The 14866-nt window shown below is 74.2% G+C and carries 14 protein-coding genes; 8 read left to right on the forward strand and 6 right to left on the reverse strand.

Annotation, left to right across the window (positions count from 1 at the left end; translation table 11 throughout):
• Positions 1–367: 367 nt before the first annotated feature.
• A complete protein-coding gene (locus tag ACF053_RS25385; protein ID WP_391956073.1) occupies positions 368–1216 on the reverse strand; it encodes an NAD(P)H-binding protein in 849 nt (282 codons plus the stop codon).
• A gap of 116 nt (positions 1217–1332) precedes the next feature.
• Between ACF053_RS25385 and ACF053_RS25390 the strand changes: the two genes are divergently transcribed.
• From ACF053_RS25390 to ACF053_RS25400, 3 genes are all read left to right on the forward strand, one after another.
• Positions 1333–2295, forward strand: a complete 963-nt coding sequence (locus ACF053_RS25390) for an AraC family transcriptional regulator (protein ID WP_391956074.1) — start codon at positions 1333–1335, stop codon at positions 2293–2295.
• Positions 2296–2411: 116 nt separating this feature from the next.
• Positions 2412–3161 carry a dienelactone hydrolase family protein gene (locus ACF053_RS25395; RefSeq protein ID WP_391956075.1) on the forward strand — a complete coding sequence of 250 codons (750 nt, stop codon included), beginning with the start codon at positions 2412–2414 and terminating at the stop codon, positions 3159–3161.
• 189 nt (positions 3162–3350) lie between these two features.
• The gene (locus ACF053_RS25400) at positions 3351–4265 is read left to right on the forward strand and encodes a glycosyltransferase family 2 protein (protein ID WP_391956076.1); all 915 of its coding nucleotides are present in this window, start codon (positions 3351–3353) and stop codon (positions 4263–4265) included.
• A 532-nt stretch (positions 4266–4797) separates the two neighbouring features.
• Here the strand turns inward: ACF053_RS25400 and trxA are convergent.
• Positions 4798–5124 carry a thioredoxin gene (gene trxA / locus ACF053_RS25405; protein WP_391956077.1) on the reverse strand — a complete coding sequence of 109 codons (327 nt, stop codon included), beginning with the start codon at positions 5122–5124 and terminating at the stop codon, positions 4798–4800.
• Positions 5125–5410: 286 nt separating this feature from the next.
• On the opposite strand from trxA, the gene ACF053_RS25410 reads away from it, so the two are divergent.
• Positions 5411–6106, forward strand: coding sequence for an ester cyclase (locus tag ACF053_RS25410; protein WP_391956078.1), 696 nt, complete (start codon positions 5411–5413; stop codon positions 6104–6106).
• A 190-nt stretch (positions 6107–6296) separates the two neighbouring features.
• Here ACF053_RS25410 and ACF053_RS25415 read toward each other — a convergent pair whose 3' ends face one another.
• Positions 6297–6815 carry a DM13 domain-containing protein gene (locus tag ACF053_RS25415; RefSeq protein WP_391956231.1) on the reverse strand — a complete coding sequence of 173 codons (519 nt, stop codon included), beginning with the start codon at positions 6813–6815 and terminating at the stop codon, positions 6297–6299.
• A 304-nt stretch (positions 6816–7119) separates the two neighbouring features.
• Positions 7120–8598 carry an aminotransferase-like domain-containing protein gene (locus ACF053_RS25420; protein WP_391956079.1) on the reverse strand — a complete coding sequence of 493 codons (1479 nt, stop codon included), beginning with the start codon at positions 8596–8598 and terminating at the stop codon, positions 7120–7122.
• 64 nt (positions 8599–8662) lie between these two features.
• Here ACF053_RS25420 and ACF053_RS25425 point away from each other — a divergent pair, with 64 nt between their 5' ends.
• Positions 8663–9880: a trans-sulfuration enzyme family protein gene (locus tag ACF053_RS25425; protein ID WP_391956080.1), complete on the forward strand. Its 1218-nt coding sequence runs from the start codon at positions 8663–8665 to the stop codon at positions 9878–9880.
• Between the two features lie 93 nt (positions 9881–9973).
• Here the strand turns inward: ACF053_RS25425 and ACF053_RS25430 are convergent, their stop codons facing one another.
• A complete protein-coding gene (locus ACF053_RS25430; protein ID WP_391956081.1) occupies positions 9974–10744 on the reverse strand; it encodes a response regulator in 771 nt (256 codons plus the stop codon).
• Positions 10745–10852: 108 nt separating this feature from the next.
• Here ACF053_RS25430 and ACF053_RS25435 point away from each other — a divergent pair, with 108 nt between their 5' ends.
• Positions 10853–12457, forward strand: coding sequence for a sensor histidine kinase (locus ACF053_RS25435; protein ID WP_391956082.1), 1605 nt, complete (start codon positions 10853–10855; stop codon positions 12455–12457).
• Entirely contained in the window at positions 12457–13665 is a 1209-nt protein-coding gene (locus ACF053_RS25440; RefSeq protein WP_391956232.1) for a PP2C family protein-serine/threonine phosphatase, read from the forward strand. The genes ACF053_RS25435 and ACF053_RS25440 overlap by 1 nt, the downstream gene beginning before the upstream one ends.
• Positions 13666–13714: 49 nt before the next feature.
• On the opposite strand, the gene ACF053_RS25445 is transcribed toward ACF053_RS25440, so the two are convergent.
• Positions 13715–13960, reverse strand: a complete 246-nt coding sequence (locus ACF053_RS25445) for a hypothetical protein (RefSeq protein ID WP_391956083.1) — start codon at positions 13958–13960, stop codon at positions 13715–13717.
• A gap of 202 nt (positions 13961–14162) precedes the next feature.
• Between ACF053_RS25445 and ACF053_RS25450 the strand changes: the two genes are divergently transcribed.
• Positions 14163–14840 (forward strand): macro domain-containing protein, encoded by a 678-nt coding sequence (locus ACF053_RS25450; RefSeq protein WP_391956084.1) that lies wholly within the window; start codon positions 14163–14165, stop codon positions 14838–14840.
• Positions 14841–14866 lie beyond the last annotated feature (26 nt).

Below are 14866 nucleotides of genomic sequence, written 5' to 3' on the forward strand. Positions count from 1 at the left end.
CGGCGTGAATGCGCTGTGGGGCGACGACCGCACCGGAGCCGGAAAGTACTGGTCAGTAGGGCCCGAATGCCCCTCACCGCGACCGGGCCCGAGCGGCCCGTGTCCGATTCGCGCCGACGCGGGGTCGGCCCCGGCCCGCACCCGGCGGACGGGGCCGCACCCGATGGACGGGGCCGCACTCGGCGGACGGGGCAAGCACCCGATGGACGGGCCCACCGCACCCGGCGGACGGGCCCACGGCGCGCGCACCCGCCCCGCCGACCCCGGGCCCGCCGGTGCCAAGTCCGCCTGCGTCGCTCGCGCGCGGCGCGCGGCCCCGCTCCGCGGGGGAGCCGTCGTCCGGCGCCCGGGCGCGGGTCGATCCCGTTCAGGAGGCGGGCGGTCGGACGGCGTCGAAGTCGGTCCGGGCGACGTACTCCGCGAAGTCGCGCGGCGCGCGGCCCAGCGCCTCGCGGACGCCGTCGGTCACCGTCGCCCCGTGCTCCTCCCGGATGTGCCGGTACATGACCAGCAGTTCGTCGGCCACGGCGTCCGGGTATCCCAGCGCGGTGAACTCCGCCCGGTAGGCGTCCTCGGAGACCGGGACGAAGCGCAGCGGCCGGCCCGCCGCGCGGGCGATCTCCGCGACCGCCTCCCCGAAGCCGAGTGACCGGGCGCCCGACAGGACGTACGTACGCCCCGCGTGCCCGTCCTCCGTCAGCGCCGCCACCGCCACGTCCGCGAGGTCCTCCAGGTCGACGAACGCCTCCCGGCCCTCCCCGGTGGGCAGCCGCAGCTCGCCCGGGGCGTCCAGCATCGAGGCCAGGATCTCCAGTTCGGTGAAGTTCTGGGCGAACCAGGTGGGGCGCAGGATCGTCCACTCCAGGCCCGACGCCCGTACGGCCTGCTCGGTGGCGAGACGGCCGCCGCCCAGCTCGCCCCAGACGCGGGCGGACAGCAGCACCAGCCGCCGTACCCCGGCACGGGCGGCGGCGCCGGCGAAGTCGCGGACCTCGGCGGGCGCGTCGGGGCCCTGGGAGTCCACGACGTACACGGCGTCCACACCGTCGAGGGCCGGCTCCCAGGTCGAGCGGTCGGCCCAGTCGAAGCGGACGGGGCCGCGGCGGGAGGCGACGGCGGGGGACAGGCCGCCACGGCGGAGCGCGGCGGCGACGCGGCTGCCGGACTTGCCGGTGCCGCCGAGGACGAGGACGTGAGGGGTGTTGTCAGTGATCATGTAGTCAGTACACGGCGCGCTGGCTGGACGGGCGATGGCTGATCATCTCGTTCCGATGTCCGGGCGTCTCCCCTCGCCGGGCCCGCGCGGGGAACGGCCGCGTAGGCTCGGCCGGCATGGATGACGCGCTGTCCGGACTGCTGCAGGACGTCCGCGCCCACGGGGCACTCTTCGACCAGTCGGTCCTCAACCCCCCGTGGTCGTTGCGGTGCCTCGACGGGGCGCCGCTCTCCCTGCTGACGATGCTCCGCGGCGACGCCTGGCTGACCCCGGACGGCGGGGATCCGGTACCGCTGCGGCAGGGGGACGTGGCGATCGTGGCGGGACCCGAGCCCTACACCGTCGCGGACGACCCGCGGACGCCGCCGATGGCCCTCCTGGACGCCCCGGACGGCGACGGCTACCGGTGCACCACGCCCGAGGGGGCCCTCATCGTCGGCGACGTCCTGCCCATGTGCGGGCCCGGCGCGGCGGACCCCGCCGACCCCGGCACCGTCCTCCTCAAGAGCACCTACCCGGTCCGGGGCCACGTGTCGGAGCGGGTCCTCACCGCCCTGCCGCGCCTGGCCCTGGTCCCCGCCGCCGGGAACGTCCACCTCCCGCTCACCATGATCGAGAACGAGTTGCGCACGGACGCTCCCGGCCGTCAGGTCATCCTCGACCGACTGCTCGACCTGCTGCTCCTCTCCGGCCTCCGCGCCTGGTTCGACCACGCGGACGCCCACGCCCCCGCCTGGTACCGCGCCCACCGCGACCCCGCGGTCGGCGGGGTGCTGAGACTGATCCACGGCGACCCGGCCCGACCCTGGACGGTCGCCTCGCTGGCTGCGGCGGCCGGCATGTCCCGCGCCCGGTTCGCCCAGCGCTTCCACGACGTCGTCGGCCGGCCGCCGATGACGTACCTCACCGAATGGCGGATCTCGCACGCCGCCGACCTGCTGGCCCGCACCGACGCCACCGTCGACGCGATCTCCCGCCAGGTCGGGTACGCCAACGCGTACGCCCTCAGTGTCGCCTTCAAACGGACCCTGGGCATCCGCCCCACCGAACACCGCACCCGGACCCGCGGATCCACCTGACGTAACGTCAGGTGAGGCGCCGGGGGCAGGTCGCGTGCCCCACCAAGTCCGCACGTGTCGACGGTGGTTGATCTTCCCTGCTACGGTGACGCGAGCCCAGGGAAGGGACATCCGATATGCCCACGATGACGTTGCAGATACCCACCGCGGACGGCCGGGCCGACGCCTTCGCCGCCTTCCCCGACGGTGACGGACGACACCCGGGGGTCCTGCTGTACATGGACGCCATCGGACTGCGGCCCGTGCTGCGGGAGATGGCCCGCGAACTGTCCGCGCACGGCTACTACGTGCTCGTCCCCAACCTCTACTACCGGCACGGCCCGGCGCCGGTGGTCGAGCTCCCCGAATACATCGGAGAAGAGGAGCGCCCCGCGCTCTTCGCCCGGCTCATGCCGCTGGTCGAGGCGCACACCACCGAGCGGGCCCTGCGTGACGCCGCCGCCTACCTCGACTTCCTCACCGCCCAGCCCCGGGTCGGTACCGGGCCGGTAGGCGTGATCGGCTACTGCATGGGCGCCGTCCTGGCGCTGCGCACCGCGGCGGCCCACCCCGACCGGGTGGCCGCCGTCGCCGGCTTCCATCCGAGCCCCCTGGTCACCGACGCGCCCGACAGTCCGCACCGCCTGGCCCCCCGGCTCGCCGCCCGGGTCCACCTCGGCCTCGCCGAGAACGACATGTCGGCGGAGGCCATCGGCGAGCTCGACCAGGCCCTCGACGCCGCGGGGGTCCGCCACACCACCGAGGTCTATTCCGGTACCGTCCACGGCTTCACCATGGCCGACACCGCCGCCTTCGACCCCTCGGCGCTCCGGCGCCACTGGGACCGTCTGCTCCCGCTCCTCGGCCACGCCCTCGCCGACGGCTGACTCTGCCGCTCGACGACCGGAACCGGAGTGTACGGCCCGCCGTCCCCCGCGTCGCCGGTCGCCGGTCGCCGGTCGCCGGTCGCCGGTCGCCGGTCGCCGGTCGCCGGTCGCCGAGCACCCGGAGTCCGCCCCGGTCGTGAACACGCCTCACAAAAGGGCATGAAAGGCGCATTCAGGGGCGATTTGTCTATGCTGGCGGCTGCTGTCCGACGTCTCGGAGGCCCGTCCGTGAGCCCTGACACCCGCACCACCGTCATCGTGATCACCCGCAACCGCCGTGATCAGCTGCTCCGCTCACTCGACCGGCTCGCAGCCCTTCCCGAGGAGCCGCCGGTCATCGTGGTGGACAACGCGTCGACCGACGGCACCGCGGACGCCGTGGCCGCCCACCACCCCGGGACGACGGTCCTGACCCCGGGCCGCAACCTCGGGGCACCCGGCCGCACCCTGGGCGTGCGGCGGGCCCGCACCCCGTACGTGGCCTTCAGCGACGACGACTCCTGGTGGGAGCCGGGCTCGCTGCGGCGCGCGGCGGACCTGCTGGACCGGCACGAGCGGCTCGGGCTGGTCGCGGCGCGGATCCACGTCGCCCCGGCAGGCCGACCCGACCCCCTGAACGACGTGCTCGCCTCCTCGCCCCTCGGCCGCGCCGAAGACCTCCCGGGGCCTCAGGTCTTCGGGTTCCTCGCCTGCGCCGCCGTGGCGCGGCGGGACGCCTTCCTGGCGGCGGGCGGGTACCACCCGCTCCTGTTCCTCGGCGGCGAGGAGACACTCCTCGCCTACGACCTGACGGCCCGCGGCTGGGGCGTGTGCCACTGCCCCGACGTCGTCGCCGTCCACAGCCCGACCGGCGGGGTCAGGCCGGGGCGCCCCGCCGTCCAGCTCCGCAACGCCGCCCTGACGGCCTGGCTGCGCCGCCCCCTGCCCGTCGCGCTGCGGCACACCCGGGAGCTCCTCCGGGAGGCCGGGCGCGACCCGGACGCCCGTGCCGCGCTGCGCCAGACGCTCCGGCGACTCCCGGCGGCCCTGCGGGACCGGCGACCGCTGCCCGCCGCCGTGGAGGCCGCGGCCCGCCGCCTGGACGCCCGAGGAGCCCTCCTGTGAGCCACGTCGGCACCGAACGCCCGTACCGCCCGGGCCCGGCCCGCGCACCACGGTGCTCGTGATCCCCCACGATCGTCGCGAAGAGCCGCTGCGCACCCTGGACGAACCGGCGCGGCCCTCCGAACGCCCGCCCGCCCGTCACCGGCACCGTCACCGACAACGCCTCGACCGACGGCACCGCCGAGGCCGTGGCCCGCATCCATCCCGGGGGTCGCGCTGCCGACCCCGGCCGCCGGCCGGAGCCTGGGTGGCGTGGGCCGGCGTGGGCCGCAATGGGGCCGTGGCGCGGGTCACCACGCCGTACGTCGCCTTCTGTGGCGACGACTCGTGGTGGGAGCCCGCGTCCCTGGCCCGGCCGCCGACTGCTCGACAGGTACCCGAGGCTCGCCTCCGCCACGGGCGCGTCCTCGTCGAGCCGGGCGGACGGGAGGACGCGAGGCCCCCGTCGTCACCGGGCTCCGCGACTCGCCCGTCGAGGGGCCCTCGTCATCCCGAGCCCCGGCGCTCGGCACCCGGCGCCCGCGAGCCGCGCTCAGTCCTGGAGGAAGGCGGACAGCTCCCGTTCGAGGGCGACCTTCGGCTTGGCGCCGACGATGGTCTGCACCACTTCGCCCCCCTGGTAGACGTGCAGGGTGGGAATGGACATGACGCCGTACTTGGCCGCGGTCGTCGGGTTCTGGTCGATGTTGAGCTTGACGATCTCGATCTTGTCGCCGTGCTCCTGGGCGATCGCTTCGAGGGACGGGGCGATCTGGCGGCAGGGCCCGCACCACTCCGCCCAGAAGTCCACCAGGACGGGCTTGGGGCTCTTGAGGACGTCCTCGTCGAACGAGGCGTCGGTCACCGTCTTGAGGGCCACAGGGGGCCTCCTTCACGTCGTTCCGCGCTGGACAGCTCAGGCCTTCCGGGCCAGGCGGCCAGTCAACACCCGTCCGCGGGTCGCGTCCCGCCGGGACACGGAAAGCCGCGGCCGACCCCGCGCCGCCGCTCCGGACGGCCCGCCGGCCGGTGTGCCCGCCCGCCGGTCGGTGCCCGCCCGCAGTTCCTCGGCGGACCCCCCGGTGGGCCGCCCTGCCGCCCCTGCCGGGAACGGGCGACCGGCATAGGCTGAGAGCAGCGCAGTCGCTCCTACGGCGGGAGGCGTCATGACATTCGTCCAGATCATCGACTGCAAGACCGACAGAGTCGACGAGATGAGCCGGCTGATGGACAGCTGGGTCGAGGCCACACAGGGTAAGCGCACGGCCACGCACTCGCTGATGGCGCGGGACCGTTCCGACTCCACCCACGTACTGGAGATCGTGGAATTCCCCTCGTACGAGGAGGCGATGGAGAACTCGAAGCTACCGGAGACCGACCGGATCTTCCGGGAGATGGTGGCCCTGTGCGACGGGGAGCCCACCTTCACGGACCTGGACGTCGTCCGGGACGAGCAGCTCAACAAGCTCGTCGTCCGGAGCTTCGTGGACGAGGTGATCAACAGGGGTGACATCGGGGCGGCCGACCGGCTGTGCACCGCTGACTACCGCGAGCACGACCCGTCCCAGCCCTCGTACGACGTGGACCTGGCCACCGCCAAGGAGGCGAACCGGGAGATCATGGAGGCGTTCCGGCCGACGTGCACCATCGAGGGGCTCGTCGCCGAGGGCGACACCGTCTGTCTGCGGATGTCCTTCAAGGGCCGTCACGTCGGCCCCTACCAGGGCGTCGAACCCACGGGCCGGGACGTCACCGGCACGGGACACGCGACCTTCCGCTGCCGCGGCGGCAGGATCGCGGAGAGCTGGTGGAACGTCGACGACATGGGCGTCATGCGGCAGTTGGGCGTCGTGGAGGGCTAGCCACCGGCCGTCGCCCCGCACGGGCCGCCCGCCCGCACGTCCGCGCCGCGAGGACCGCACGGGCCGCCCGCCCGCCCGCCGGGTGGCGTGGGCTGCGTGGGTCGCGCGGCGCCGAGCGTGGCGGTGGACCGACCAGGGGCCGGGACCGAGGGACGCACATGTGCCGAGCGCCCTTCGGGGCCCGGCCCCGTCAGGCGCGGACGAGTTCGGCGGCCCCGAAGGACACGTCGAACCGGTCGCACCAGATGCTGACGCTCGTGTACGCCGGCACGTCGACGTCCGCCGGCAGCACGTAGTTCTGGTCGCCCTTGTTGCCCTTGAGCTTCCCCAGGCTGACGTACTTCCCGTCGTCGAAGACGCCCCATCCGGCCTTGCCCTCCTCTACCGGCGCATCGGTCAGCCAGACCCGCAGGTCGGGACCGTTGCTGGTGTCGAGGCCCTCCAGCCGCAGGGTGTGCGTCCCGTCCTCGAGGCGGAGGAGCTTCACCGCGCCGGTCGTCGTGTGCTCGTGGCTGATGAACGTCCCCTGTGCCAGGGTCGTCGGCCCGCTCGGCGAGGGCGCCGTCGACACCCCCGCCGACGGGGCGTGCGACGGCCGCGGGGCCGCCGGCGTGGTGGAGGGAAGCCCCTCGTTCACGGTCTCGTCCACCCACAGCGCCCAGGGCTTGAACCACACCAGACCGCTCGCGAGCACCACCGCGAAGGCCATCCCCGCCCCCACCCACAGCTGCTTCCTGCCACCCCGTCCCACGGTGCGTCCCTTTCCTCGGTACCGGCCTTCCCGGCACATTCAACCCGGTCCCCGGGTGTGAGAGAAGCCGTTCGCCGACGAATCCCCGCACGTACGCACCGGCGCGACAGGACGGCGCCCCGCCCGGCGCCCGTCCACGCGCCACCCCGCCCGCGCACCGCCCGCGAGCCGTCTCCATACCATCGGCCCACTGCCCCCGGCGGCTCATCCGCCGGCCGCGCGGCGCGCGGTGTGGCCGTGCCGCCGCCGAGGGTCCCGTCCCTCAGACCGCGATCGCGTGCAGCGCCGCGGGGAGGGCCACCGGACGGGCGGACGGGGAGCCGGCCGCCGCGGCGTGCGGCGCGTACTCGCTCCACGCCCGCGCCAGTCTGCCCACCGCCTCCGACAGGACGTCCGGCGGCAGCAGGAAGGGCAGCCGCAGCCGGCGCGTGCTGCCGCCCAGCGCGTCCATCGTGGCACCGGGCAGCACCGCCACCCCGTGCCGGAGCGCGACCTGCGCGAAGGCGACGCCGTCGCCGTGGGGGAGGCGTACCCAGAGCGTCTGGCCGCCCTCGGCCGGCGGGCAGCTCCACGACGGGAGCAGCCGCGCCAGCTCGGCCCGCAGGTGGTCGTGGCCGGCGCGCAGCGCCCGCACCCGGGCCGCCACGATCGGCGCGAGGCGGCCCAGCACCTGCGCGGCCACCCGCTGCGCCGCCACGTCGGACCCGAGGTCGTGGATGGCCTTGAGCCGGGCCAGCCGGGCGATCAGCGGCGTCGGTCCACGCACCCAGCCGATCCGCAGCCCGCCCCACACCGCCTTGCTCAGCGAGCCGACCCCGATCACCTCACCGCAGGAGGAGAGCGACGGCGGCGGCGGGCCGGGCGCGAACGCGAGGTCCGTCAGCACCTCGTCGTCCACCAGCGGCACCCCGAGCCCGTTCGCCGCCTCGACGAGCCGACGGCCGGCCAGCGGCGGGAGCAGGGACCCGGTCGGGTTCTGGAACCGGGGCACCACGTACGCGAGCGCGGGCCGGTGGCGTTCCATCACCGCGACCGCCCCCGCCACGTCCACCCCGTCGGGCCCCACGGCCACCGGGTGCAGGACGGCGGCCGCCTCCCGGAACAGGTCCAGCGCCCCCGGGTACGTCGGCGCCTCGACCAGCACCCCGTCACCGGGGGCCACCAGCATCCGGACCAGGAGCGAAAGGCCCTGCTGGGCGCCCGTGGTGACCAGGACCTGTTCCGGCCCGGTCGGTACGCCCCGCGCCCGGTACCGCTCCGCGACGGCCTCCCGCAACGCCGGGAGGCCCGCCGGGTGGTAGCCCAGGTCGCCCGGCGGGAGCGTCACCGTCCGGTACGCCTCCACCAGTTCGGGCGGTGGGTCCAGCGGGGCCGCGCAACTCATCAGGATCACGTCGTCGGGCGTCTCCAGCAGATGCAGGAAGAGCGGGTTCGACGTCTCGCGCACGCGGGGCCCGGGAGGGAGCGCGGCGGACGCGACACGCGTGCCGCTGCCCTGCCGCCGTACGAGCCGCCCCTCCTGACGGAGCGTGTCGTACGCCGCCACGACCGTCGTCCGGCCCACCGCGAGGGCCCCGGCGAGCCGCCGGTCGGGCGGCAGCAGGGCGCCCGGGGCCAGCACCCCCTCGTCGATCAACTGCCGGAAACGGGCGGCCAGGAGCAGGTACAGCGGGCCCCGCCCGGCCGACCAGCGGCCGAGCCGGGCGACGAGTTCGTCGAGGGGGAGGGGGATTGGCTTCATCGCCGGACCAATCTGCCGGGATTGGTCCTGTGACCGCAAGCGGATCGCCCGTTCACTGGGTCCCATGAGCGACGACACGACCGCCCTCCGCCCCGAGACGCTCGCCGTCCACCCTCCCCTGGTGCCGATCACCGGCAGCACGCCCCTGGGCGTCCCGCTGCACCAGGGGCACATCTTCTCCTTCGACAGCGCCGACGCGATGGCCGACGCCTTCCACTCGCCCGACACCTTCGTCTACAGCCGCCTCGGCAACCCGACCGTCCGCGCCCTGGAGGACGCCGTCGCCCGTCTCGAAGGCGGGGCCGCGGCCCTCTCCTACGCCTCCGGCATGGGCGCCATCAACGGCCTCCTGCTCGGACTCCTCTCCGCCGGGGACCACGTCGTCGCGCAGCGCTGCCTCTACGGCGGCACGTACGCGGTCCTCACCGACCTCGCCGAGCGCTGGGGCGTCGAGGTGACGTACGTCTCCGGGACCGACCCGGGGGAGGTCCGGCGGGCGCTGCGGCCGAAGACGCGGCTGCTGTACCTGGAGACCATCGCCAACCCCACCACCCGGGTCTCCGACCTGCCCGCCCTGATCGCCGTGGCCACCGGGGCGGGGGTCCCCAGCGCCGTCGACAACACCTTCGCCTCGCCTTTGCTGTGCCGGCCGATCGAGTACGGCGCCGACGTCGTCATCCACTCCGCGACCAAGTACCTCGCCGGGCACGCGGACGTCCTCGGCGGGATCGCGGTCTTCAAGGACCCGGAGCTGTACGGCCGCATCCGTCACCACGCGGTCGAGCAGGGCGCCATCACCGATCCGTTCGCGGCCTGGCTGACGCTGCGCGGCCTGCAGACCATGCCGCTGCGCATCGAGCGGCAGAGCACGAGCGCCGTCGACCTGGCCGGCCGGCTCGCCGCCCACCCGGCGGTGGCGGCCGTACGCCACCCGGCGCTCCCCGGGCACCCCGATCACGCCGTGGCGCGGCGGCTGCTGCCCCGGGGCGGGGGCGGGGTCGTCTCCTTCGACCTGGCGGGCGGACGCGCGGCGGGCCGCGCCTTCATCGAGGCGGTCCGCCTGGCCGCCCTGACCGCGTCGCTCGGCGACGTGAAGACCCTGGTCATGCACCCGGCCTCCACCTCGCACCGCCAGCTCGACGCGGCGGCCCTCGACGCGGCGGGCATCGGCCCGGGAACGGTACGGATGTCCGTCGGCATCGAGCACGTCGAGGACCTGTGGGCCGACCTGGAGCAGGCGCTGGCGAAGACCCCGGCCCGCGACCCGGACCCGTCGGCTTGAGGGGCGGCTCGCCGGCCAGGTCGGCGAGCCGCCCCTCGGGCCGGCCGCGCACACCCGGGCGCCGCCTGCGCGGGGCGCCGCCTCCCGGGTGGTTCAGGGGCGCGGGCGCGTGGCCGTGTCGAGGTAGAAGGCGTCGATGCTCTGGACGGCCCGCTCGAACTCCTCCAGGTTGACCGGCTTGGTCACGTAGGCGTTGGCGTGGCTGCTGTAGGCGTCGGTCACGTCGTCCGGGGCGGTGGACGTGGTGAGCACGACCACGGGGATCGTCTGCAGGTCCTCGTCCGTCTTGAGGACCTTCAGCAGCTCGCGCCCGTTCATCCGGGGCATGTTGAGGTCCAGGACGATGAGGTCGGGCCGCGCGGTGTCCGACGCGCGCAGGTGCTCCAGCGCGGCGACCCCGTCGGTGACCCGGACCAGGTTGCGGGCGCCGCGCTCGGAGAGGGCCTCCTCGATGAGCATGGCGTCGGCGACGTCGTCCTCGACCAGCAGGACGTCGAAGGGGCGGGCGGGGCTGGTCATCGTCGGAAGCTCCGTCGGTTTCTCGTGGGAGTGGTGGTAGATCCCCGGCCAGCGGCGCCGGGCGCCCTGGCGGGTCAGGCCGCAGGCGGCACCGAGCTGCGGATAGCCGGCCCCCGCGCGCGCGGCGGCCACGGCCGCTTCCCGCTGGAGCCGCTCGGTGGCCTGCTGGAGGTGGTCCAGCACGTGGAGCAGGGCCAGGGCCCGCGTCGGATCGTCCGGTGCCGGGTGCGAGGAGGCTTCCAGCAGCTGATGGGCGAGGCGCTGCGCGAGTGCACCGACCGCCGCCTCCGCGAGGCCGGCCGTCTCCTGCGGAGTGGTCCGCATGTGGAAGTTTTTGCCTGGCACACCTGGCACTCTAGGCCCCGGGACAGCCGTGCGACAACAAGCGTTGTCGCCGATTAAGGTGGGCGGGCCGCACCCCCGCAGCGGCTGTCACAGCGAGGAGCCCAGAGGATGACCAGCGAAGAGAAGCAACCGCGTACGCGAGGGCTCTCCACGTGGACGACCCGGCGGTGGCTTCGCGTGGGGGCGGCCGTGTCCCTGGTGGTCCTGGCGCTCCTCGGGACGGCGGGGGCGTGGGTCCTGTCACGGACGCAGGCGCTCAGCACGGACCTCGTGGACGTGCGGTCCCCCGCGCTGACCACCGCGATCCGCCTGGAATCGGCCATCCTCAACCAGGAGACCGGCATCCGCGGCTACGGGCTCACCGGCACTCCGGAGTTCATAGCCCCGTATGAGCAGGGCCTCACCGAGCAGCGGGCGAGCGCCGCGGACCTGGCCGGGCTGCTGCACGGGGAACGGGCCGCCCTCGCCGACCTGAAGGCCGTGCAGGACGGCGCGGCGAGGTGGCAGGAGAGGATCGCCCGCCCGGTCGCCGCCACGCCGCCCGGCAGGCCCTCACCGCTCGCCGCCGCACGCGCGGCGGAGGGCAAGGAGGCCTTCGACGCCGTGCGGGTCGCCCTGAGCGACCAGCAGGACCGCCTGCGCGCGGACCTCGACCGCGCGAGGGACGACCTGACGGCCACGATCGCCCTGCGCAACTGGGTGTTCAGCGCCATCGCGGTGCTGATCGTCGTGCTCACCGCCTTCGTCTTCGAAGGGCTGCGCCGTGGCATCAACCAGCCGCTGGAACAGCTCGGCACGGACGCCCGCACCATCGCCGGGGGTGACTTCGACCACCCCATCACCCCGACCGGCCCCGCCGACCTGCGGCACCTCAGCGGTGAGATCGACTTCATGCGCAGGCGCCTGGTGCGCGAGCTGGCCTTCAGCGAGGAGGCGCGTCTGCGTCTCGACGCGCAGGCCGCGGACCTGCAGCGGTCCAACGCCGAACTGGAGCAGTTCGCGTACGTCGCCTCCCACGACCTGCAGGAGCCGCTGCGGAAGGTGTCCAGCTTCACCCAGCTCCTCCAGCGGCGCTACGGGGGGCAGCTGGACGCGCGGGCCGACCAGTACATCGACTTCGCGGTCGACGGCGCGAACCGCATGCAGACGCTCATCAACGACCTGCTCGACTTCTCCCGCGTCGGCCGCCTGCACAACGCCCACGAGGAGGTCGACCTGGACGAGGTCCTGGAGCGGACCCTGTCCTCGCTGAGCGTCGGCATCGAGGAGTCCGGGGCGCTGGTCACCCACGAACCGCTGCCGTCCCTGGTCGCCGACCCCACCCAGATGGGCATGCTCTGGCAGAACCTGATCGGCAACGCCGTCAAGTTCCGCCGCCCGGACCAGGCGCCGGAGATCCACGTCACGGCCGCCCGGGAGGGCGACCTGTGGCGCTTCACCGTCACCGACAACGGCATCGGCATCGCACCGGAGTACGCCGACAAGGTCTTCGTGATCTTCCAGCGGCTGCACACCAAGGACACCTACTCCGGCAGCGGCATCGGCCTCGCGATGTGCAAGAAGATCGTCGAGTTCCACGGCGGCACCATCGCGGTCGACACGACGTACCGGGACGGCGCGCGCATCACCTTCACCCTGGCACCCCGGCCGCCGGAGAACCCCGGCCCGTCCACCCTGCCGGAGGCCAGCCGCTCCGGCCCGGAGCAGGCATGATGACCCCAGCGATGACCGCCGGTCCCGACGCGGCCTCCGGCGGGACGACGTACCGCATCCTCCTCATCGAGGACGACGAGGGCGACGCCCTGCTCGTCGAGGAGCTCCTCCACGACACCGGGCTGCGGTTCGAACTGACCACCCGGCCCACGCTCGCCGAGGCCCGCACCCGGCTGGCCGCCGGCACGCCCATCGACTGCATCCTCCTCGACCTGCACCTGCCCGACGTGTCCGGCATCGACGCGGTCGCCGCCGTCCGCGCCATGGCCCCGCACACCGCGGTCATCGTGCTGACCGGGCTGTCCGAGGCCCAGGCCGGCACCGACGCCATGGCCGCGGGCGCCCAGGACTTCCTCGTCAAGGGGAAGGTCGAAGCGGACCTGCTGCACCGGACGGTGCGGTACGCCGTCTACCGCAGCAAGACGGAACGCGCGAGCGCCGAGGCCCAGGCCGCGCGGCTGCGGGCCGAGGAGAACGCCCGCCTGGAGCGCGGCCTGCTGCCCCAGCCGATCCTCGACACCTCCACGGTGAGGGTGACCTCCCGCTACCTGCCGGGCGCCGCCATGGCCCTGCTCGGCGGGGACTTCCTCGACGTGGTCGAGGGTGACGACGGGCTGCTCCACGCCGTCGTCGGCGACGTCAGCGGCCACGGCCCCGACGCCGCGGCACTCGGCGTCTGCCTGCGCATCGCCTGGCGCTCCCTCGTCCTCGGTGGACACCGCGGCGACGACCTGCTGCACCTGATGGAACGCATCCTGATCGCCGAACGCGGCGGCCGGCACATGTTCGCCACCTGCACCCTCCTCACCCTCGACCAGGACGCCGGCACCGCGACGCTCCACCTCGCCGGCCACCACGAACCCCTCCTCACCACCGACGAGGGGACCCAGGAAGTGGCCGCGGCGCACGGCATCGCCCTCGGCATCCTCCCCGGTCTGCGCACCTGGCCCCCCACGGTGGTCGCCCTCCCGCCCACCGGAGCGCTGACCCTCTACACCGACGGCCTCACCGAAGGGCACAACGGGGCGTCGAGCGAACGGCTCGGCGTCGAAGGGCTGCTCACGCTGATCGAGGACCTGCCGCCGACGGATCCGGCCGTCCACGTCGACCTCCTCATCGAGCGGACCCACAAGCTCAACGCCGGACGTCACTCCGACGACCTCGCCGTGCTCCGGCTCGACTGGGGCGACCTCCCCGCCCGCCCGTAGCCGAGGACGACCCGGGCGAGCGGCGGCGCGCTGAGCCGGTGTGCGGCCGTCAGCGCTCGTGCCCGGCGTGGTGGTGCTCCTCGCCGCGTGCCTCGTGCCTCTTTCCGATGGTTCCGAGGCCCACCCAGGTGACGAAGAGGACGGCGGCGGCCGCGTACCCGAGGGGCGAATCCGTGAGCCCCAGTCCCATGAGCACCACGGTCAGCACGAGGAACCAGGGGCCCGACGAGGTGGCCCTGTCGATGCGCAGGATCAGGCACAGCGGGCACGACACCCGGGCGGCGGGCTGAGTCACGGGGCGTCCTCTCCTGTCGGAAGCCCGGGCGTGGTCAGCGGGGCCGGGCGGTGCTTGCGTTCCCATCATCGGGCAAGGCCGCCGCCCGCCGCCCCCGGGTGCCGTGACGACGGCTCACCCGCCCCTGGGCGCAGCGGCGTTGTCAGTGATGGCGGCTAGCGTCCGGGGTGTTGGAAGGGCTGTTTCCCGACAGGAGTGGACGATGACCGAGAACCGTGTGGAGCCCGCGCTCAGGGTGGTGCTGACCGATGTCAACGAGCGTGTGGTGGAGGCGTGGCGGGCGGCCTTCGCCGACACTCCCGGCATCGAGATCCGCCGAGGCTCGATCCTCGCCGAGGACGTCGACGCGTGGGTCACGCCGACCAACTCCCGGGGTCGGATGGACGGCGGGGTCGACGCCGCCATCAAGCGGCACCTCGGAGCCGGCATCCAGCTGCGGGTGCAGCGGGCGATCCGCGACCGGTTCGCGGGGAGCCTCCCGGTGGGCAGCGCGGTCTGCGTCCCGTCGGGTGCGACCGTCCCGCGGTACCTGATATCGACGCCGACCATGGTGCGGTCCTCCCAGAACGTGCGGGACACGCTGAACGTGGCCCTGGCGTGCGCCGCCGCCTTCCAGGCCGTCCACCGGCAGAACCGGCTGGTGCCGGGCAGTGTCCGTTCGGTGGCGCTGGTCGGGATGGGCGCGCAGACCGGTCGGGTGCCGGCGCGGGTCTGCGCCGACCTGATGTGGACCGGTTACACCCTCTTCCACGACCACTGGTTCGAGGACGACGACGAACTGCGCGCCACGATCACCGCCCAGCTCGACGGCATCGAGAACGCGCCGGTGGGGGAGCGGGTGCGCATCGTGCCACCCAAAGGGCGTCCCTTTCGCCCCTGACCCGGCCCACCCCGTCCACCCCGTCC

Origin of the sequence: Streptomyces kanasensis, from assembly GCF_043077165.1 — a bacterium.
GTDB lineage: Bacteria > Actinomycetota > Actinomycetes > Streptomycetales > Streptomycetaceae > Streptomyces > Streptomyces changanensis.